Consider the following 19,434-nt stretch of genomic DNA (forward strand, 5'->3'; position numbering starts at 1 on the left):
TGATCGTCATGACCCCGACCCTCGTCCACGCCAAGGGCTTGACCAAGCACTTCGGTTCGTTCGAAGCCGTCCGGGGCATCGACGTCGAAGTGGGCCGGGGCGAGGCGTTCGGCTTCCTCGGCCCCAACGGCGCCGGCAAGTCCTCGACCATGCGGATGATCTCGTGCGTGTCGCCGCGCACCGGCGGCGAGCTGAGCGTGCTCGGCCTCGACCCGGACGTGGACGGCCCGAGGATCCGCGCCCGCCTCGGCGTGGTGCCGCAGCTCGACAACCTCGACACCGAGCTGACCGTGCGGCAGAACCTCCAGGTCTACGGCCGCTACTTCGGCCTGTCCCGCGCCGCGGTCCGGGAGAAGGCCGTCGAGCTGATGGAGTTCGCCCAGCTCACCGACCGCGCCGACGCCGAGGTCGAGCCGCTGTCGGGCGGCATGAAGCGGCGGCTCACGATCGCCCGGTCCCTGGTCAACGACCCGGACCTGCTGCTGCTCGACGAGCCGACCACGGGCCTCGACCCGCAGGCCCGCCACCTGCTGTGGGACCGCCTGTTCCGGCTGAAGCAGTCCGGCGTCACGTTGATCATCACCACGCACTACATGGACGAGGCCGAGCAGCTGTGCGACCGGCTCGTCGTGATGGACGGCGGCCGGATCGCGGCCGAGGGCTCGCCGTCGGAGCTGATCCGCCGCTACTCGACCCGCGAGGTGCTGGAGCTGAGGTTCCCGCCGGGCGAGCAGAGCGCCGACGCGGTGCGCGACCTGGCCGACCGGGTCGAGATCCTGCCCGACCGGGTGCTGCTGTACACCTCGGACGGCGAGGCGGCGCTGTCCGCGGCGCACGCGCGGGGCGTGCGGCCGGTGTCCAGCCTGGTCCGCCGCAGCTCGCTGGAGGACGTGTTCCTCAGCCTCACCGGCCGGACGTTGGTGGACTGATGGGCGTCCACGTCGTCGGCCCGTTCCGCGCCGCGCTGATCGCGGTGGAGCACCACTGGACCTGGTACCGCCGCAACTGGCGGGCCACGGTGATCTCCAACTTCCTCCAGCCGGTGCTGTTCCTGCTGGCCATGGGGGTGGGGTTCGGCTCGCAGGTGCAGGCCGGCGAGGCCACCGGCGGCCACCGGTACGTGGTGTTCCTGGCGCCGGCGCTGCTGGTGCTGACCGCCGTGCAGAACGCCGTGTTCGAGTCCACGTGGGCCGTGTTCTCCGCGTTCAAGTGGCAGCGGACGTACCTGGCGATGGTGTCGACCCCGATCACGCCCGCCCAGGTGCTGCACGGCCAGCTGCTGTGGATCGCGCTGCGGCTGGCCGCGGGCACCGCCGTGTTCCTCGGCATCGCGGTCGCCCTGGGCGCCATCACCAGCCCGTCCGCGGTGCTGGCGGTGCCGTTCGGGGTGTTGGCCGGCATGGCGTTCTGCGCGCCCCTGGTGGCGTTCAGCGCGACCAGGGAGAAACCGGACGCGTTCAACTCCGTGTTCCGCTTCCTCGTGATGCCGATGACCCTGTTCACCGGCGCGTTCTTCCCGCTGAGCCAGCTGCCGGAGTGGGTGCGGCCGCTGGCCTGGGCCACCCCGGCGTGGCACGGCATCGAGCTGGCCCGCGGCGCCACGTTCGGCACCCTGCGCCTGCTGCCCGCGCTCGGCCACGTCGCCTACCTGTCGGCCCTCGTGGCGCTCGGCGTCGTCCTGGGCCGCCGCCACTTCCGCCGGAGGCTGACCCAGTGACCCGCGAGTCGTCCGCGCGCACCGCCGCCGCGAGCCCCGCCGCCGGGCCGGGGAACGGCACGGGGCTGGTGTTCCGGATCGTGCCGCCCGGCCTGTACGCGGGCCGCTCGCACGTCCTGGTCGAACGCGCCTACCTGGTCAGCAGGCGGGCGTGGATGTCGGTCGTGTCCGGGTTCTTCGAGCCGCTGTTCTTCCTGCTCTCGCTCGGGTTCGGCTTCGGGCAGCTGGTCGCCACCGTGCAGGGGCCCGGCGGCCCGATGGACTACGCCGCGTTCGTCGCGCCCGCCCTGCTGGCGGCGTCGGCGATGAACGGTGCCGTGTTCGAGGCGACGTTCAACCTGTTCTTCAAGTTCAAGTACGCGAAGGTGTACGACGCGGTGCTGGCCACGCCGATGGGCCCGGTCGACATCGCGGTCGGCGAGGCCACCTGGTGCCTCATCCGCGGCGGGCTGTACTCGGGCGGGTTCCTGGTCGTCATGCTCGGGTTCGGGCTCATCGACTCGCCGTGGGCGCTGCTGGCGCTGCCGGTGTGCCTGCTGGTCGCGCTGGCGTTCGCGGCGGTCGGCATGGCCGCGGCCACGTTCATGCGCTCCTGGCAGGACTTCGACCTGGTGCAGCTGGCCGTGATGCCGCTGTTCCTGTTCTCGACCACGTTCTACCCGCTGTCGGTGTACCCGGCCTGGCTCCAGGCCGTGGTCCAGTGGACGCCGCTGTACCACGCGATCGAGCTGATGAGGGGCCTGACCACGGGTCACGTCGGCTGGTCGGCGTTCGGGCACGTCGCGTACTTCGTCGTGATGGCCGCCATCGGGGTGGTGGTCGCGGCACGTCGGCTGGGCAAGTTGCTGCTGACCTGACCTGGTCGAACACTGGACGAACCTCGAGAACCGGAGGTCGTCATGGACGTGATCGCACTCATCGGCCGCATCCTGTTCGTGTTCCTCTTCTTCGGCTCCGCGTTCGGCCACCTGACCCAGACGGAGGCGATGGCCGGCTACGCGTCGTCCAAGGGCGTCCCGTCGGCGAAGGCCGCCACGTTCGCCAGCGGCGTGCTCATGGTCGTCGCCGGGTTGATGCTGCTCCTGGGCGTCTGGGCCGATCTCGGCGCGCTGCTGCTCGTGCTGTTCCTGGTGCCCACGGCGTTCCTCATGCACAACTTCTGGAAGGAGACCGACCCGCAGGCCAAGCAGTTAGAGATGATCCAGTTCAACAAGGACCTGGCCCTCGCGGGCGGCGCGCTGATGTTCTTCGGCCTGTACGCGGGACCGGGCTCCGAACTGGGCCTCACCGTCACCGGACCGCTGTTCTGACGCCCGCGGGCGGTGCCGTTACCCTGAAACGGTGAGTGTCGAGTCGGTCTTCCCCGCCCTGGAACCCCTGCTGCCGAGGGTGTCCAAGCCGGTGCAATACGTCGGCGGGGAACTCAACGCCACCGTCAAGGACTGGGACGCCGCCGCCGTGCGGTGGGCCCTGATGTACCCGGACGCCTACGAGGTGGGGCTGCCCAACCAGGGCGTCATGATCCTCTACGAGGTCCTCAACGAGCAGCCGGACGTGCTGGCCGAGCGGACCTACGCGGTGTGGCCCGACCTCGAGCGGCTGATGCGCGAGCACGGCGTGCCGCAGTTCACCGTGGACGCGCACCGGCCGGTCGGCGCGTTCGACCTGCTCGGCGTGAGCTTCGCGACCGAGCTCGGCTACACGAACCTGCTCAACGCGCTGGACCTGGCGGGCGTCCCGATCCACGCCGCCGACCGCACCGAGGACCACCCGATCGTGGTGGCCGGCGGGCACGCGGCGTTCAACCCGGAGCCGATCTCGCCGTTCGTCGACGCCGCGGTGCTCGGTGACGGCGAGGAAGCCGTCCTGGAGATCACCGACATCGTCCGGGCGTGGAAGGCCGAGGGCTGCCCCGGCGGGCGCGACGAGGTGCTGACCAGGCTCGCCGAGACCGGCGGCATCTACGTGCCGCGGTTCTACGACGTGGAGTACCTGCCCGACGGCCGCATCCAGCGCGTGGTGCCGAACCGCGAGCGGGTGCCGTACCGGGTGTTCAAGCGGACCACGATGGACCTCGACGCGTGGCCGTACCCGAAGCAGCCGCTGGTGCCGCTCGCGGAGAGCGTGCACGAGCGGATGAGCGTGGAGATCTTCCGCGGCTGCACGCGCGGCTGCCGGTTCTGCCAGGCGGGCATGATCACCCGCCCGGTGCGGGAGCGGTCCATCGAGGGCATCGGCGCGATGGTGCAGCGCGGCCTGGAGGCGACCGGGTTCGAGGAGGTCGGCCTGCTGTCGCTGTCCAGCGCGGACCACTCGGAGATCGCCGAGATCACCAAGGGCCTCGCGGACCGCTACGAGGGCACGAACACCGGCCTGTCGCTGCCGTCGACCCGGGTGGACGCGTTCAACATCGACCTGGCCAACGAGCTGTCCCGCAACGGCCGCCGCTCGGGCCTGACGTTCGCGCCCGAGGGCGGCAGCGAGCGCCTGCGCCGCGTGATCAACAAGATGGTGTCGGAGGAAGACCTCATCCGCACGGTCAGCGCGGCGTTCGGCGCGGGCTGGCGGCAGGTGAAGCTGTACTTCATGTGCGGCCTGCCCACCGAGACGGACGACGACGTGCTGCAGATCGCCGAGATGGCGAAGAACGTGATCCGCGCGGGCCGCGAGGTCTCCGGCCGCAAGGACATCCGCTGCACGATCTCCATCGGCGGGTTCGTGCCCAAGCCGCACACCCCGTTCCAGTGGGCCGCGCAGTGCGACCCGGACACCGTGGACGACCGGCTGAAGAAGCTGCGCGACGCGGTGAACTCGGACCGCGCGCTGGGCCGCAACATCGGCATGCGCTACCACGACGGCAAGCCGTCGCTGATCGAAGGGCTGCTGTCGCGCGGCGACCGGCGCATCGGCCTGGTCATCGAGCGGGTGTGGCGCGAGGGCGGCCGGTTCGACGGCTGGTCCGAGCACTTCTCCTACGACCGCTGGGTGAAGGCGGCCGAGGCGGAGCTGACCCCGCTGGGCGTCGACCTGGCGTGGTTCACCACGCGGGAGCGCGAGGAGCTGGAGGTCCTGCCGTGGGACCACCTCGACTCGGGCCTCGACAAGGAGTGGCTCTGGGCGGACTGGCAGGACGCGCTGGACGAGCGCGAGCAGGACGACTGCCGCTGGACGCCGTGCTTCGACTGCGGTGTGTGCCCGGCGATGGGCACCGACATCGAGGTGGGTCCGACCGGTCGGACGTTGCTGCCGATCTCGCCGGTGGGCAAGGGCTCCCCGGTGCGCAACCCGGCGTTGACGCAGGGCTGAGCACGCCGACGCCCGGTCCTCCGTCGTCGCGGGGGCCGGGCGGTCAGGGGCGGACCTCCACCGCGTCGACCCGGATCGCCCGCACCGGGCACGCGCGCGCCGCCGCGCGGACCTGCGGCGCCTGGTCGGCGTCGGGGTTGCGGGCGGTGCCCCATGGCGATCCTGTGCGCGGCCAGGCTGGCGGAGGTGCTGGTCGACCTCGGCCGGTTCGACGAGGCCCGGGACCTGCTGGCGCGCCACGGTTTCGCCGACGAGCTGCCGGAGCTGTTCCAGCACAACGTGACGCTGTTCGCGCGGGGCAAGATGAAGCTCGCCACCGACGACCCCCCAGGGCGCGCTGGAAGACCTGCTCGAATGCGGGCGAAGACTCGGCGCGTCCACAATAGACAGCCCGGCGATCCTGCCGTGGCGGGCGCTCGCCGTGCGCGCCCACCTCGCGTCGGGCCGCCGGGACACCGCCGCCGCGCTCGCCGCCGAAGACCTGGCCCGCGCCAAGCGCTGGGGCACGCCGAGGGCGATGGGCGCCGCCCTGATCTCCGTCGGCCTCACCTCCGACGACGAAGCCGCGACCCGCGCGCTGCGCAAGGCCGTGGAGTACCTGACCGAGTCCGTCGCCCGCCTGCCGCACGCCGAGGCGCTGCTGGAGCTGGGCGCGTGCCTGCGCCGCCGCGGCCAGGCCGACCGCGCCATCCCGCACCTGCGGCAGGCCGTCGAGCTGAGCGCCCGGTGCGAGTCCAAGCCGCTGATCCGACGGGCCGCCGACGGGCTGCGCGCCTGCGAGCCCGCCTCCGCGCGCGGCACCGTCCACGGGCTCACCAAGCAGGAGACCAGGGTCGCCGGGATGGCCGCCCAGGGCCTCACCAACCGGCAGATCGCCGAAGCCCTGTTCCTGACCCGCCGCACGGTCGAGCTGCACCTGTCCGGCGCCTACCGCAAGCTCGGCATCGCGGGCCGCGCCGACCTGGCGGGCGCGCTGCGCCGCCACCAGGACCAGTTCTCGGCCTGACCGGACCGGCTACCGCACCGCGGCCAGCGCGTCGACCAGCCCGTGCCCGTAGAAGCCGTTGAACTCCGAGTAGCCCGCGCAGAACGCGTCCTGCGCGCCCGTGCCGTTGAGGTCGTAGTCCGCCGGGCACGGCAACGTCTCCGCCTGCGCGTTGAGCATCCGCGTCAGCTCGCCGGCGCGCGCGCCGGGGTGCGTGGACGCCAGCAGCGCCGCCACCCCCGACACGTGCGGCGCGGCCATCGACGTGCCGCACGAGTAGTCGTAGCCGGCGGCGGGCACCGTCGACAGCACGCACCCGTTGCGCGCGTCGTCCGGCACCTGCCTGCGGTCGCCGCCCGGCGCCGTCACGTCCACCGCGCCCAGCCCGTACGAGCTGTACCCGGCCTTCACCCCGTCCGCGCCCACCGACGACACCGCCACCACGTTGCGCAGCTGCGCCGGCAGCACCAGGCACGTGCTGTCCACGGGCCGCGGCTTCACGTCCTCCGGCGCGGCGTTCGTCGGGCTCACCGCGTCGCGGCCCGGCTTGGTCAGGTCGGCCCCCGCGTTGCCCGCCGCCGCCACGGTCAGCACGCCGCGCCCGTTGGCGTAGTCGACCGCGCGCCGCACCGCCTCGTAGACCACGGACTGGCCCACCTTGTTCTGGCAGGTGAACACCCACGGGTCGATGAAGTAGCTGTTGTTGGTGATGGTCATGCCCCGCTCCGCGGCCCACATGAACCCGCACACCGCGTACTCGGGGTAGATGAAGCCGGAGTCGTCCACGACCTTCACCGACGCGATCCGCACGCCCGGCGCGACCCCCGTCGTGCCGCGACCGTCGTCGGCCGCCGCGATCGTGCCCGCCACGTGCGTGCCGTGCGCGGACGTCGTCGGCGCCCACGCCGCGGGCGACGGGTCGGCCACGCCCGTCGTGCAGCCGGCCGACAGCGCCGGGTCCAGCGCCCCGACCAGGTCCGGGTGCGCCGGGTCGATGCCCGAGTCGAGCACGCCGACCACCACGTCCCGGCTGCCGGTGCTCACCGCGTGCGCCTCGGCCGCCCGGATCAGGTCCATGTCCCACTGCTCGGCGGTCCGGTCGGCCGTGCCGCCCGAGCCCCGCGCGCCCGACGCCTCGTCGTCCTTCTTCTTCCGGGCGGGCGCGCCGTTGTGCTTCGACAGGCCGTCCAGCTGCGCGCTGTACGCCCGGTCCAGGCCGATCTTGTGCCCGAAACCGGGGTCGGCGGACACGGCGACCGCCACCGCGATCTCCGGGTGGTACCGGCTGGTCGTGCCGCACGCGGCCGCGACCTGCGCCTCGGCCAGCGGCGCGCTGGTGCCGGGGGAGAACACGACCAGGTAGCGCAGCGTCGGACCGGGCTGGACGCAGTCGGCCGGCGCCGTCACGGGCTCCACCGGTTCCGCGGGGTCGGCCGCGGCGGGCGCGGTCGCCCCGAGGCAACCGGTCGCGAGCAGCGCCGCGCAGACCGCGACCGCTCGGGCGCGGCGGTGCAGAGGCACGGGGGACCTCCAGGGCTGGACCGGCCGGTTCGCCAGGACGGCGAGCCGTCACTCTCTGACTGCTGCTGCCGGACGGTAGCCAGACGGGGCGGAGCAGACAAGCGGAACGGCCCCGAACAGGTTCACGGTACCGTCCTGGTGGAGTAGGAGCGTGGACCGTTGGGGTGCTCACCCCATCGTGAGCCACCCGGGTACCCAAGGGGAGTAGCCCTGAGCCGCCAGCAGCAGCCCAACCCGTCGGCCGCACCTGTGCAGAAGCTCCGACTGCGCTACGCCAAGCGCGGTCGGCTGCGGTTCACGTCGCACCGTGACATCGCGCGCACCTTCGAGCGCGCGCTGCGCCGGGCCGGCGTCCCCATGGCCTACTCCCAGGGCTTCAGCCCTCACCCGAAGGTGTCCTGGGTCGGCGCCGCGCCGACCGGCGTGGCGAGCGAGGCCGAGTACGTCGAGGTGCAGCTGGTCGACCGGGTGGACCCGGAGGCCCTGCGGACCGCGCTGGACGCCGTGCTGCCGCCGGGCATCGACGTGCTGGAGGTCGTCGAGTCGGCGGGTGGCACGCTGCCCGAGCGCATCGAGGCCAGCGCGTGGCGGCTGGAGCTGGACGGCGTGTCGCCCGAAGAGCTGACCGAAGCCGTGGCCGCGCTGCTCGCCGCGGACTCCGTCGAGGTCGAGCGGCTGACCAAGGACGGCAAGAAGATCGTGGACGTGCGTCCCGCGATCGTGTCCGCGCAGGTGGAGACGCCGGCGGAGGCGCAATCGAGCGACGCCGGACACGATGCACGGGATTTGTCACAGCCGTGTGGGATACTCATGACGGTCGTACGGCAGACAACCCCTACCGTGAGACCCGACGACGTGCTGAGCGCGCTCCGAGTCGTCGCCGACCTGGTTCCGCCGGTGCCCGCGAAGGCGACCCGGATGGCGCAGGGGCGGCTGGACGACGAAGGCGGCCTGGTGGACCCGCTTGCCCTCGACAGGGCGGCGGAGGTCTGACCGGGTGGTGCGGAGCGGCGCTGACGGCGTCGTCGACAGAGTTATGGGACCTGCTGTGCCGCGTGCCCCACGGGTGGGCGCCACAGCGCGAGGCAAGGATTCCCGCCGCCAGCCGCGGCGGTGAGTGGACAAGAGAGGCCCCTGCGCGGCCGCGTCGGTTGGGACGCGCCCGGGGGCGGAGGAGCTGCATTGTCGAACACGGAAAAGCCTGCCGGCCCCGCCGGCGGGGGTAACGCCACACCCGCACACCCGGACCTGGCGGACCTGCCCGCCAAGCTGCGGGTGCACGCGCTGGCCAAGCTGCTCGGCGCGAGCAGCAAGGACGTCGTGGCGGCCCTCGCCGACCTGGGCGAGCCGGTGAAGGGCGTTCAGTCGAGCGTCAGCCGCGAGCTCGCGCTCAAGGTCGCCGAGAACCTGCTGGGCTGGGACGACATCGTCACCGGCGACGTGGACGAGCACACCGAGGAACCGGTGGCGGTGGCCCGCGAGGTCGCGCCGCTGGTGCCGCTGTTCGCCCCGCCGTCCGCGGTGTTCCTGCCCCCGACGCCGGTCGCGAAGGCCCCGGTCGTCGAGGACGAGGACGACGTCGAGGACGAGTCCGACGAGCACGGCGTCACCGACGACGCCGGTGACGAGGGCGAAGGCCGCCGCCGCCGCCGTCGTGGCCGGCGTGGTCGCGGCCGCGGCAAGGGCGTCGGCGACGAGAACGGCGAGGACGAGCCGGGCGAGGAGCCCGCCGAGGCCGAGGCCGAGGCCGAGGCGGAAGCCGCCGAGGACACCGCGACCGACGACGAGGGCGCGGGCAGCCGTCGCCGCCGGCGTCGCCGCCGTCGCAAGACCGGCGCCGAGGAAGAGGCCGCGCCGAGCGAGGACGACCCGCCGAACACCGTCGTCCACGTCCGCGAGCCCGCTCGCGACGCGCGTGACGACAAGGCCGACTCCGAGGCCGCCCAGAACGAGGTGCGCAGCGTCCGCGGCTCCACCCGCCTGGAGGCCAAGCGCCAGCGCCGCCGCGACGGTCGCGAGGCCGGCCGCCGCCGTGCCCCCGTGCTGTCCGAGGCCGAGTTCCTGGCCCGGCGCGAGGCCGTCGAGCGCACGATGGTGGTGCGCGAGCGCGGCGACCGCACGCAGATCGGCGTGCTGGAGGACGGCGTCCTGGTCGAGCACTTCGTGACCTCGTCGGGCAGCGGCTCGCTGGTCGGCAACGTCTACCTCGGCCGGGTGCAGAACGTGCTGCCCTCGATGGAGGCGGCGTTCATCGACATCGGCCGCGGCCGCAACGCGGTGCTGTACGCGGGCGAGGTCGACTGGGACGCGGCCGGCCTGGAGGGCAAGGCACGCAAGATCGAGCAGGCCCTGTCCACCGGCGACAGCGTCCTGGTGCAGGTCACCAAGGACCCGGTCGGCCACAAGGGCGCCCGGCTGACCACGCAGATCAGCCTGCCCGGCCGCTTCCTGGTGTACGTGCCCGGCGGCGGCGCGACCGGCATCAGCCGGAAGCTGCCCGACAACGAGCGCAAGCGCCTGAAGGACATCCTGAAGCGCGTCGTCCCCGAGGACGCCGGCGTGATCATCCGCACCGCCTCGGAGGGCATCGCCGAGGAGGAGCTGGCCCGCGACGTGACCCGCCTGCAGGCGCAGTGGCAGGTCATCAAGGAGAAGGCCGACGCGCCGAGGTCGCAGGCGCCGCAGCTGCTGTACGAAGAGCCGGACCTGCTGGTGAAGGTCGTCCGCGACCTGTTCACCGAGGACTTCGCCGCGCTCATCGTCCAGGGCTCGGACGCGTGGGACACCATCGAGGCGTACGTGCGGCACGTCGCGCCGGACCTCCAGGAACGGCTGCGCAAGCACGTGGGCAACAACGACGTGTTCGTCGAGCACCGCATCGACGAGCAGCTGCTCAAGGCGCTGGACCGCAAGGTCTGGCTGCCGTCGGGCGGCTACCTGGTCATCGACCGCACCGAGGCGATGACCGTCATCGACGTGAACACCGGCAAGTTCACCGGGTCGGGCGGGAACCTCGAGGAGACGGTCACCCGCAACAACCTGGAGGCGGCGGAGGAGATCGTCCGCCAGCTCCGGCTGCGCGACGTCGGCGGCATCATCGTGATCGACTTCATCGACATGGTGCTGGAGTCGAACCGCGACCTGGTGCTGCGCCGGCTGACCGAGTGCCTCGGCCGCGACCGCACCCGCCACCAGGTGGCGGAGGTGACGTCGCTGGGTCTCGTGCAGATGACGCGCAAGCGGGTCGGCACCGGCCTGCTGGAGGCGTTCTCGACGACGTGCGAGCACTGCCGCGGCCGTGGCGTGGTCATGTCCACCGAGCCCGTGCACGCGCACGGCAACGGTGGCGGCAACGGCGGTGGCCAGCAGCAACAGCAGCAGCAGGCCGGTGGCCGCAAGTCGCGCCGCGCCAAGAACGCGGAGACGCCCGAGCCGGTGGCCGAGCAGACCGTGGAGCCGACCGAGGAGCCGGAGGCGGTCAGCGAGCAGCCGACGTCCGAGGAGCCGGTGTCCGCCCTGCTCGACGAGGACGTGGCGCTGGAAACCCCGAAGCGCGACCGCCGCCAGCGCCGTCGGGCCCGCCGTGAAGCGGGCGCCGTCGTCAAGCACGGCGACGAGCCCGCCGAGGCCACCCCGGCGCCCGTCGTGACCACCCCGCCGACCGAGGTCACCGGGCGGATCGAGGTCGCGCCGGCCGAGGTCGCCGAGGTCTCGGCGCCCGCAGCGACCACGGCTCCCGCCGCGGCGGCCCCGGAGGCGCCCTCCGAGCCCGCCCCGGCGACCACGGCCCCCGAGCCCGCTGCCGCCGCCCCCGCGGCGACGGAGGAGCCCGTGGTCGTCGTCACGCCGGTCAAGACCAGGACCAGGAGGGCGTCCCGAGCGGCCGTCCGCCCCCAGGCCGAGCCCATCACGCAGTCCGAGCCGGTCCGCGTGGAGCCCGTCCGCGTCGAGCCGACCCAGCCGGAGCCGACCCAGCCCGAGCCGACCGCCCCGGCCGCCCAGGCTCCCCAGCAGGAGCCCGCGGCCGAGCAGCCGCTCAACGGCCGGCACGCCCCGGAGCCCGCGACCCCGGCGGTGACCACGCGTCGCCGCACGGCCCGTCGCGCGGCCTCCAGGCCCGCCGGCCCGCCCCTGGGCGTGACGGAGAACTGAGGCGCCACCGCACGACGAACCGCCGTCCAGCCGAGCTGGGCGGCGGTTCGCCGTTCCCGGCCCTGAGCGCCGCCACAGCCCTCGCGACCGATCACGTCCCCGCGAAGGCCCGGCCCCGGTCGTTCGTGGCCGGCAATGGCCCGCACAGGGCTTTCACGGGCATCGCCGATGACGGCGCGGCCACCTCGCCGGGTGTTCTATGCTGGACGTCGGCACCCGGCGTGACCAGGGCGATCCCGCTACACCGACCCCGGTTTGACCCCGCCGGCACCCGCCACGTAACCTGATACGCGGCCCGCCATCCGGTGGGCCCTGTCGCGTGAAGCCCAGCCCACTCGTTGTCAGTGGTGTCGAGGCACGTGCGATCCCGTCCCGTCGAGTAGCAGGAGACTTCCGTCCCGATGTACGCGATCGTCAAGACCGGCGGCAAGCAGTACAAGGTGGCTGTCGGCGACGTCATCGAGGTCGAGAAGCTCGAAGGCGAGCCGGACACCGAGATCACCTTCGCGGCGCCGCTCCTCGTTGTGGACGGCGATGACGTCACCTCCGCGGCGGACGCCCTGGCGAAGTTCTCGGTGACCGGCAAGGTCGTCGAGCAGACCAAGGGCCCCAAGATCCGCATCCACAAGTTCAAGAACAAGACCGGCTACCACAAGCGCCAGGGTCACCGCCAGAAGCTGACTCGCGTCGAGGTCACCGGCATCACCGGTAAGTGAGGATCTGACTAGCCATGGCACACAAGAAGGGTGCATCCAGCTCCCGCAACGGCCGTGACTCGAACCCCCAGTACCTCGGGGTCAAGCGGTTCGGCGGTCAGGTCGTCAAGGCCGGCGAGATCCTGATCCGCCAGCGCGGCACCAAGTTCCACCCCGGCGTCAACGTCGGTCGCGGCAAGGACGACACGCTCTTCGCGTTGGCGCCCGGCGCGGTCGAGTTCGGCTCCAAGCGCGGTCGCAAGACCGTGAACATCGTCCCGGTCGAGGCTGCTGCTTAAGCGCCTCGGGCGTAGACGGAACGACCTCCGACGAGGGGCGGGACCGGTGCATTCCGGCTCCCGCCCCTCGTTGCTTCTTAGGAAAGGAAAACCCCGTGTCCCGCTTCGTCGACCGGGTGGTCATCCACGTCGCCGCAGGTGACGGGGGCAACGGGGTCGCCTCGGTGCATCGCGAGAAGTTCAAGCCGCTGGGTGGCCCCGATGGCGGCAACGGCGGCAAGGGCGGCGACGTCGTGCTGGTCGTCGACTCGCAGGTGCACACGCTGCTCGACTTCCACTTCCGCCCGAACGCCGCCGCCGGCAACGGCAAGGGCGGCCAGGGCGGCAACCGCGACGGCGCGAACGGGGCGGACCTCGAACTGCGCGTGCCGGACGGCACCGTCGTCCTCACGCCCGACGGCGAGGTCGTCGCGGACCTCGTCGGCGAGGGCACCCGGCTGATCGCGGCCCAGGGCGGCCGCGGCGGCCTCGGCAACGCCTCGCTGGCGTCCAAGGCCCGCAAGGCCCCCGGTTTCGCCCTCCTGGGTGAACCCGGCGAGGCCCAGGACCTCGTGCTGGAGCTGAAGTCCGTCGCGGACGTCGGCCTGCTCGGGTTCCCGTCGGCGGGCAAGTCGTCGCTGATCTCGGTGCTGTCCGCGGCCAAGCCGAAGATCGCCGACTACCCGTTCACGACGCTGGTGCCGAACCTGGGCGTGATCACCGGCGGCGACACCATCTTCACGATGGCGGACGTGCCCGGCCTGATCCCCGGCGCGTCCGAGGGCAAGGGCCTCGGCCTCGACTTCCTGCGGCACATCGAGCGCTGCGCGGTGCTGGTGCACGTCGTGGACTGCGCGACGTACGAGGCGGGCCGCGACCCGGTGTCGGACATCGACGCGCTGGAGGAGGAGCTGGCGAAGTACACCCCCTCCCTGGCCGACGACCTGGCCGAACGCCCGCGCGTCGTGGTGCTCAACAAGATCGACATCCCGGAGGCGCGGGACCTGGCGGAGATCGTGCGCCCCGACATCGAGGCCCGCGGCCTGCCGGTGTTCGAGGTGTCCACGGCGAGCCGCGAGGGCCTGCGCGAGCTGACGTTCGCGCTGGCGCGCGTGGTCGAGGAGTACCGGGCGTCGCGGCCGAAGCAGGAGTCGACGCGGGTCGTGCTGCGGCCCAAGGCCGTGGACGACCAGGGCTTCACCGTGGTCGAGGACCCGGAGACCGAGGGCGGCTTCATCGTCCGCGGCGAGCGCCCCGAGCGGTGGATCCGGCAGACCGACTTCAACAACGACGAGGCCGTCGGCTACCTCGCCGACCGGCTGGCCCGCCTCGGAGTCGAGGAGGCGCTGGTCAAGAAGGGCGCCCAGCCGGGCTGCCAGGTCACCATCGGCGACCTGGTGTTCGACTGGGAGCCGACCACGCCGTCGGGCATCGCGATGACCATGAGCGGTCGCGGCACGGACGCGCGGCTGGAGGCGAGCAACCGGGTCGGCGCGTCGGAGCGGTTGGCGGCGAAGAAGGCCCGCCGCATCCCCGGCACGTACGACGAGTTCGAAGAGGACGACGACGAGTGATCGGTTCGGTGGCGGTGTCGCAGGCCCGGCAGGCGGTGTCCGCGGCGTCCAGGGTCGTGGTGAAGGTCGGGTCCTCGTCGCTGACCACCGCCGAGGGCGGGCTCGACCCGTCACGGCTGGACGCGCTGGTGGACGCGGTCGCGGCGCGGTGCGCGGCGGGCAGCCAGGTGGTGCTGGTGTCGTCCGGCGCGATCGCCGCGGGCCTCGCCCCGCTCGGCGTCACCCGGCGGCCCCGTGACCTGGCTACCCAGCAGGCGGCGGCGAGCGTCGGGCAGCTGGCGTTGGCGCACGCGTACGCGAACTCGTTCGGGCGGTTCTCGCTGACGGTCGGGCAGGTGCTGCTGACGGCGGACGACGTGGTGCGGCGCTCGCACTACCGGAACGCGCAGCGCACGTTCTCCCGGCTGCTGGCGCTGGGCGCGGTGCCCGTGGTGAACGAGAACGACACCGTCGCCACCGAGGAGATCCGGTTCGGCGACAACGACCGGCTGGCGGCCCTGGTGGCGCACCTGGTGGGGGCGGACGCGTTGTTCCTGCTCTCCGACGTGGACGCGCTGTACGACGGCGACCCGCGCCGGCCGGGCGCCCAGCGCATCACCGAGGTGGCCGGCGCGTCCGATGTGGACGGTGTGCGGGCGGGTTCGGTCGGCGCGTCCGGGTTGGGCACGGGCGGCATGGCGTCGAAGCTCGCGGCGGCCCGGTTGGCGGCGTCCGCGGGCATCCCGGTGCTGCTGGCGGGCGCGGCGGACGCGGCGCGGGCGTTGACCGCGGCGGACGTCGGCACGGCGTTCGCGGTGACCGGGCCGAGGCTGTCCGCGCGCCGGTTCTGGCTCGGCCACGCGGCCGACGCGACCGGCAAGCTGTGGCTGGACGACGGCGCGGTGGCCGCGGTGGTGGGCCGTCGGCGGTCGTTGCTGGCGGCCGGCATCACCGGCGTGGACGGCACGTTCGAGGCCGGTGACGTGGTGGAGCTGGTCGACCCGTCCGGGCACGTGGTGGCGCGCGGCGTGGTCGGTTTCGACGCCGCGGAGCTGCCCGGCCTGATCGGCCGCAAGAGCGGCGACCTCCCGGCGGAGCAGCGCCGGGAGGTCGTGCACGCCGACGACCTCGTGCCGTTGCGGTCCTAGGGTGCCGTTGCGGTCCTAGGGTGCGGTTGCGGTCCTAGCGCAGTTCGCTGCCCTTGGTCTCGGGCATCGTGAGGATGACGACGAACGCGATGGCCGCGCCGACCGCGACGTAGACGAAGAACGTGGTGCCCGGGAGCTGCTGGATGACCAGCGGCGCGGTGCCGCCGAACAGCGCCACGGTCAGGTTGTACCAGGACCCGATGCCCAGGGCGCGCAGCTCGGTCGGGAACAGCTCGCTCATCACGGCGGGCGCGATCGACGTCATGGCCGTGTAGAGGCCGAGGCCGACGCAGAACACGACGAGCAGGTTGCCCACGCCCGGTCGGATCAGGGTGGACAGCGGCACGACGAGCACCGCCGTAGCCGCCGACCACGCGAGCAGCTGCGGTTTGCGGCCGAACCGGTCCGACAGCGCGCCCATCGGGTACTGCAGGACGATGAACAGGGCCGTGGCGATCGACAGGGCGAGGAACACGTCCACCGGGTCCGCCCCGCGCTTCGACACCGCGAACGGCGTCAGCGCGCTGAAGAACGTGTAGTAGCAGAGCGTCGAGAGCATGGTGAAGCCGACGAGCCGCCCGACCGCCTTCGGGTGCTCGCGCAGGGTCGTCAGCAGCGGGCGCTTGAGCTGCTGCGCCTTCGCCTTGTTGTGCTCGAACTGCTCGGTCTCCTCCAGGCTGCGCCGCAGCCACAGGCCGGCCAGGCCCAGCACACCGCCGATGAGGAACGGGATGCGCCAGCCGTAGGACGCGAGCTGGGCCGGGTCGAGCGAGCGGGCCAGCACGAACCCGAGCAGCGACGCCACCAGCACCGCGGTGCCGGTCGAGATGTAGAAGAACGCCGAGTACCGGCCTCGCCGTTCCGGCGGCGCGATCTCCGCCAGGTACGCCGACGCGTTGGACACCTCACCGCCCAGCGACAGGCCCTGGGCGATGCGGGCGAGCAGCAGCAGGATCGGGGCCAGCCACCCGACTTGCGCGTACGTCGGCAGGATGCCGATCGCGACCGAGCCGCCCGCCATCAGCACGATGGTCAGCAGCATCGCCGTCCGCCGCCCGCGCAGGTCGGCGAACCGCCCGAGGAGGTACCCGCCCAGCGGCCGGAAGAAGAACGCGAGCGCGTACGCCGCGAACGTGTTGATCAGCGCGAGCTGCGCGTTCTCCTTGGGGAAGATCTGCGTGGCGAAATATATGCTGAAAGTGGCATATATTGTCCAGTCGTACCACTCGATGGCGTTGCCGATGCTCGCGGCGACGAGCTTTCGGACGGGTAGGCGGTGCTGGGTCCCGATCTCCACGGCAGCCATAGGGTTGGACACAACCACAAAGCGGGCGAAGTCGGTAGATCCTTCACCGAACCCCCGGCCGTCACGCCTCGCGCGTCCGCCACTCCGCCGCCAGCAGCCCGAACAACAGGTCGTCGGTCCACTCGCCCTTGCTCCAGGTGTTCTGCACCCGGTGGCCCTCCTGGTGGAAGCCGACCCGGACGAGCAGCCGCGCGGACCGCTGGTTGCGCGCGTCGCACTCGGCCGACACCCGGTGCAGGCCGCGCTCGTCGAACAGGTGCGCCAAGACCCGCCGCACCGCCTCCGTCGCGTACCCGCGGCCCTGGTGCCCGGTCGCCACGGTGTAGCCGATGTCCGCCTGCCTGCGGTTCTCGTGGAGGTTCACGCCGACGTCGCCGACGAGGACCCCGCCCACGTCGATCGCCCACTGGAACCACCCTGGCGCGGTCGGGTCGACCCCGCCGATCTCCCGCACGAACGCCTCCGCCTGCGCCAGGGGGAACGGCGTGTCCCAACCCTGGTAGCGGGCCACGTCCGGATCGGACCGGTACGCGGCGAGCACCGGCGCGTCGGCCGCCGTGAATGGCCGCAGCACCAACCGTTCCGCCGTCAGCCTCACCTCGTCACCACCACCTCCCGGTCGTCACGCCGTCACCGCCAACGCGAACGGCAGCACGGCCGACGCGCCCGCCCGCCGCAGCAGCCGCGCGGCGACCGTCATCGTCCACCCGGTGTCCACCTGGTCGTCCACCAACAGCACCGGACCATCCACAGTGGACAGGTCCGGCACGTCGGTCTCCCGCACCAGCCCCGCCAACCGCTGCGCGCTGTTCGCCCGGTGCGTCGCCTCGCCCAGCCACACCTGGCCGAGCAGCGGCAGCCGCCCGACCGACGAGATCCGCTGCCCGAAGCTGCCGACCAGCGCCGGCCTGCTCCGCGACCCGACCGTCACCACGCCCACCGGCCGGTCCGTCCACCCCCACGCGGACAGCACCTTCACGCACGCGGCGAACACGTCCTCCGGGATCTCCTGGTCCTCCGCGCCGAACAGCGACCGCAACCGGTTGCCCCAGCCGATGTCGGTCAACCGCCCCAACGCCCGCCCCGTCGACGCGATCTCGCCCGCCGGGATCTTCCCGGACAACGACACCCCGGCCGCCGCCATCCCGGTCGGCCACATCTTGCGCGGCTCGACCTCGACGCCCGGCCGCAGCAGCCGCTCCCGCGCCGCCGACGCCGCCGCGTCCGACACCTCCACCGACGGCCGCTCGCCGGTGCAGTTGTCGCACCGCCCGCACGGCGCCGCGTGCGGGTCGTCCAGCTGCCGCAACAGGAACTCCATGCGGCACCCGTCAGTCGCCAGGTAGTCCAGCACCGCCTGCCGCTCCACCCGCCGTGCCGCCTCGATGCGCTCGTACCGCTCCGCGTCGTAGGACCACGGCTGCCCGGTCGACACCCACCCGCCGCGCACCCGCCGCACGGCGCCGTCCACGTCGAGCACCTTCAGCACCACCTCCAGCCGGGTGCGCGACAGCTCCACCACCGGCTCCAGCGCGGCCGTCGACATCGCCCGGTCGGACGGCAACACGTCGAGCACCTGCCGCACCACCCGTTCCGGCGGGAACGCCAGCGACGCGAAGTACGCCCAGATGTCCTTGTCCTCCGGGCCGGGCAGCAGCAGCACCTCGGCCCGCTCCACGCCACGGCCGGCGCGGCCGATCTGCTGGTAGTAGGCGATGGGGGAGGGCGGCGCGCCCAGGTGCACCACGAACCCCAGGTCGGGCTTGTCGAACCCCATGCCCAGCGCGGACGTCGCCACGAGCGCCTTCACCCGGTTCGCCAACAGGTCTTCCTCGGCCCGCTGCCGTTCCGCCGGGTCGGTCCGCCCGGAGTACGCCGTCACCTCGTACCCGCGCTCGCGCAGGAACGCCGCCACGTCGTCCGCCGAGGCCACGGTCAGCGTGTAGATGATCCCCGAGCCGGGCAGCCGCTCCAGCCGCTCGGCCAGCCACCCCAGCCTCGCCTCCGCCGTGGGCAGCCGCACCGCCGACAGCCGCAGGCTCTCCCGGTCCAGCGGCCCGCGCAGCACCAGCGTGTCCGTCCCCGCGCCCAGCCCGAGCTGGTCGGCCACGTCCCGCACCACGCGGTCGTTGGCCGTCGCCGTGGTGGCGAGCACCGGCACGCCGGTGGGCAGCTCGGTCAGCAACGTCCGCAGCCGCCGGTAGTCCGGCCGGAAGTCGTGGCCCCAGTCGGAGATGCAGTGCGCCTCGTCCACCACCAGCAGCCCCGCCGACGCCGTCAACGACGGCAGGACCGTGTCCCGGAAGTCGGGGTTGTTCAGCCGCTCCGGCGACACCAGCAGCACGTCGACCTCGCCGGCCGCCACCCGGTCCTGGACGTCCTGCCACTCGTCGGTGTTCGCCGAGTTGATCGTGGCCGCGTGCACGCCCGCCCGCGCCGCCGCGTCCACCTGGTTGCGCATCAACGCCAGCAACGGCGACACGATCACCGTCGGCCCCTCGCCCAGGGACCGCAGCAACGCCGTCGCGATGAAGTACACGGCGGACTTGCCCCACCCCGTGCGCTGCACCACCAGCGCCCGCCGCCGCTCGGCCACCAGCGCGTGGATGGCCGTCCACTGGTCGTCGCGCAGGACGGCCCGAGGGCCCGCCAAAGCCCTCAGCCGTTCCTCGGCCAGTTCCCGCAACGCGCTGTCGTCCATGTGCCACACCATGACAGGTGCCACCGACAATCCGGCCCCCGGTCCCGCGCCACTCGGCCACTGGATCACCCG

At 72.8% G+C, this 19,434-nt stretch carries 16 protein-coding genes; 12 read left to right on the plus strand and 4 right to left on the minus strand.

Translation table 11 applies throughout. From position 1 onward, the window contains the following. The first annotated feature begins 8 nt into the window (after positions 1-8). The 6 genes from ACRAKH_RS06720 (at position 9) to ACRAKH_RS06745 (ending at position 6,029) form a co-directional block, all read left to right on the plus strand. Positions 9-929, plus strand: a complete 921-nt coding sequence (locus tag ACRAKH_RS06720) for an ABC transporter ATP-binding protein (RefSeq protein ID WP_380718810.1) — start codon at positions 9-11, stop codon at positions 927-929. Further along, positions 929-1,717, plus strand: a complete 789-nt coding sequence (locus tag ACRAKH_RS06725) for an ABC transporter permease (RefSeq protein WP_380718812.1) — start codon at positions 929-931, stop codon at positions 1,715-1,717. Before ACRAKH_RS06720 ends, ACRAKH_RS06725 begins: the two co-directional genes overlap by 1 nt. Before the next feature lie 65 nt (positions 1,718-1,782). After that, on the plus strand, positions 1,783-2,574 hold the full coding sequence (locus tag ACRAKH_RS06730; RefSeq protein WP_380718834.1) for an ABC transporter permease: 792 nt from the start codon (positions 1,783-1,785) through the stop codon (positions 2,572-2,574). A gap of 42 nt (positions 2,575-2,616) precedes the next feature. Further along, complete coding sequence (locus ACRAKH_RS06735; RefSeq protein ID WP_380718814.1) at positions 2,617-3,027, plus strand: DoxX family protein; 411 nt, start codon at positions 2,617-2,619, stop codon at positions 3,025-3,027. A 31-nt stretch (positions 3,028-3,058) separates the two neighbouring features. Then, the gene (locus tag ACRAKH_RS06740) at positions 3,059-5,023 is read left to right on the plus strand and encodes a TIGR03960 family B12-binding radical SAM protein (RefSeq protein WP_380718816.1); all 1,965 of its coding nucleotides are present in this window, start codon (positions 3,059-3,061) and stop codon (positions 5,021-5,023) included. A gap of 421 nt (positions 5,024-5,444) precedes the next feature. Beyond that, complete coding sequence (locus tag ACRAKH_RS06745; protein WP_380718818.1) at positions 5,445-6,029, plus strand: LuxR C-terminal-related transcriptional regulator; 585 nt, start codon at positions 5,445-5,447, stop codon at positions 6,027-6,029. Positions 6,030-6,038: 9 nt separating this feature from the next. On the opposite strand, the gene ACRAKH_RS06750 is transcribed toward ACRAKH_RS06745, so the two are convergent. Beyond that, the gene (locus ACRAKH_RS06750) at positions 6,039-7,529 is read right to left on the minus strand and encodes a S8 family peptidase (protein WP_380718820.1); all 1,491 of its coding nucleotides are present in this window, start codon (positions 7,527-7,529) and stop codon (positions 6,039-6,041) included. A gap of 249 nt (positions 7,530-7,778) precedes the next feature. Between ACRAKH_RS06750 and ACRAKH_RS06755 the strand changes: the two genes are divergently transcribed. From ACRAKH_RS06755 to proB, 6 genes are all read left to right on the plus strand, one after another. Beyond that, positions 7,779-8,522 carry a TIGR03936 family radical SAM-associated protein gene (locus ACRAKH_RS06755; protein ID WP_380718822.1) on the plus strand — a complete coding sequence of 248 codons (744 nt, stop codon included), beginning with the start codon at positions 7,779-7,781 and terminating at the stop codon, positions 8,520-8,522. Positions 8,523-8,711: 189 nt separating this feature from the next. After that, positions 8,712-11,681, plus strand: a complete 2,970-nt coding sequence (locus tag ACRAKH_RS06760; protein ID WP_447009687.1) for a translation initiation factor IF-2 N-terminal domain-containing protein — start codon at positions 8,712-8,714, stop codon at positions 11,679-11,681. A gap of 401 nt (positions 11,682-12,082) precedes the next feature. After that, complete coding sequence (rplU, locus tag ACRAKH_RS06765) at positions 12,083-12,397, plus strand: 50S ribosomal protein L21 (protein ID WP_053722830.1); 315 nt, start codon at positions 12,083-12,085, stop codon at positions 12,395-12,397. A 14-nt stretch (positions 12,398-12,411) separates the two neighbouring features. Beyond that, positions 12,412-12,675: a 50S ribosomal protein L27 gene (gene rpmA, locus ACRAKH_RS06770; protein WP_360452964.1), complete on the plus strand. Its 264-nt coding sequence runs from the start codon at positions 12,412-12,414 to the stop codon at positions 12,673-12,675. Positions 12,676-12,770: 95 nt separating this feature from the next. Next, a complete protein-coding gene (gene obgE, locus ACRAKH_RS06775) occupies positions 12,771-14,228 on the plus strand; it encodes a GTPase ObgE (protein WP_380730202.1) in 1,458 nt (485 codons plus the stop codon). 14 nt (positions 14,229-14,242) lie between these two features. Next, entirely contained in the window at positions 14,243-15,355 is a 1,113-nt protein-coding gene (gene proB, locus ACRAKH_RS06780; RefSeq protein WP_447009955.1) for a glutamate 5-kinase, read from the plus strand. Between the two features lie 34 nt (positions 15,356-15,389). Here proB and ACRAKH_RS06785 read toward each other — a convergent pair whose 3' ends face one another. From ACRAKH_RS06785 to ACRAKH_RS06795, 3 genes are all read right to left on the minus strand, one after another. Next, positions 15,390-16,652 (minus strand): MFS transporter, encoded by a 1,263-nt coding sequence (locus ACRAKH_RS06785; RefSeq protein ID WP_380722424.1) that lies wholly within the window; start codon positions 16,650-16,652, stop codon positions 15,390-15,392. A 70-nt stretch (positions 16,653-16,722) separates the two neighbouring features. Continuing rightward, on the minus strand, positions 16,723-17,259 hold the full coding sequence (locus ACRAKH_RS06790; protein WP_380722422.1) for a GNAT family N-acetyltransferase: 537 nt from the start codon (positions 17,257-17,259) through the stop codon (positions 16,723-16,725). Positions 17,260-17,283: 24 nt separating this feature from the next. After that, positions 17,284-19,362 carry a RecQ family ATP-dependent DNA helicase gene (locus ACRAKH_RS06795; RefSeq protein ID WP_380722420.1) on the minus strand — a complete coding sequence of 693 codons (2,079 nt, stop codon included), beginning with the start codon at positions 19,360-19,362 and terminating at the stop codon, positions 17,284-17,286. Positions 19,363-19,434: the final 72 nt, after the last annotated feature.

The sequence above is a fragment of the Saccharothrix hoggarensis genome (genome assembly GCF_052936025.1).

Excerpts from the sequence above, each read along its gene's own strand:
- ACRAKH_RS06720 (WP_380718810.1), top strand. The coding sequence starts at position 9 with ATGACCCCGACCCTCGTCCACGCCAAGGGCTTGACCAAGCACTTCGGT.
- ACRAKH_RS06725 (WP_380718812.1), top strand. The coding sequence starts at position 929 with ATGGGCGTCCACGTCGTCGGCCCGTTCCGCGCCGCGCTGATCGCGGTG.
- rpmA (WP_360452964.1), top strand. The coding sequence starts at position 12,412 with ATGGCACACAAGAAGGGTGCATCCAGCTCCCGCAACGGCCGTGACTCG.
- ACRAKH_RS06735 (WP_380718814.1), top strand. The coding sequence starts at position 2,617 with ATGGACGTGATCGCACTCATCGGCCGCATCCTGTTCGTGTTCCTCTTC.
- rplU (WP_053722830.1), top strand. The coding sequence starts at position 12,083 with ATGTACGCGATCGTCAAGACCGGCGGCAAGCAGTACAAGGTGGCTGTC.
- ACRAKH_RS06795 (WP_380722420.1), bottom strand. The coding sequence starts at position 19,362 with ATGGACGACAGCGCGTTGCGGGAACTGGCCGAGGAACGGCTGAGGGCT.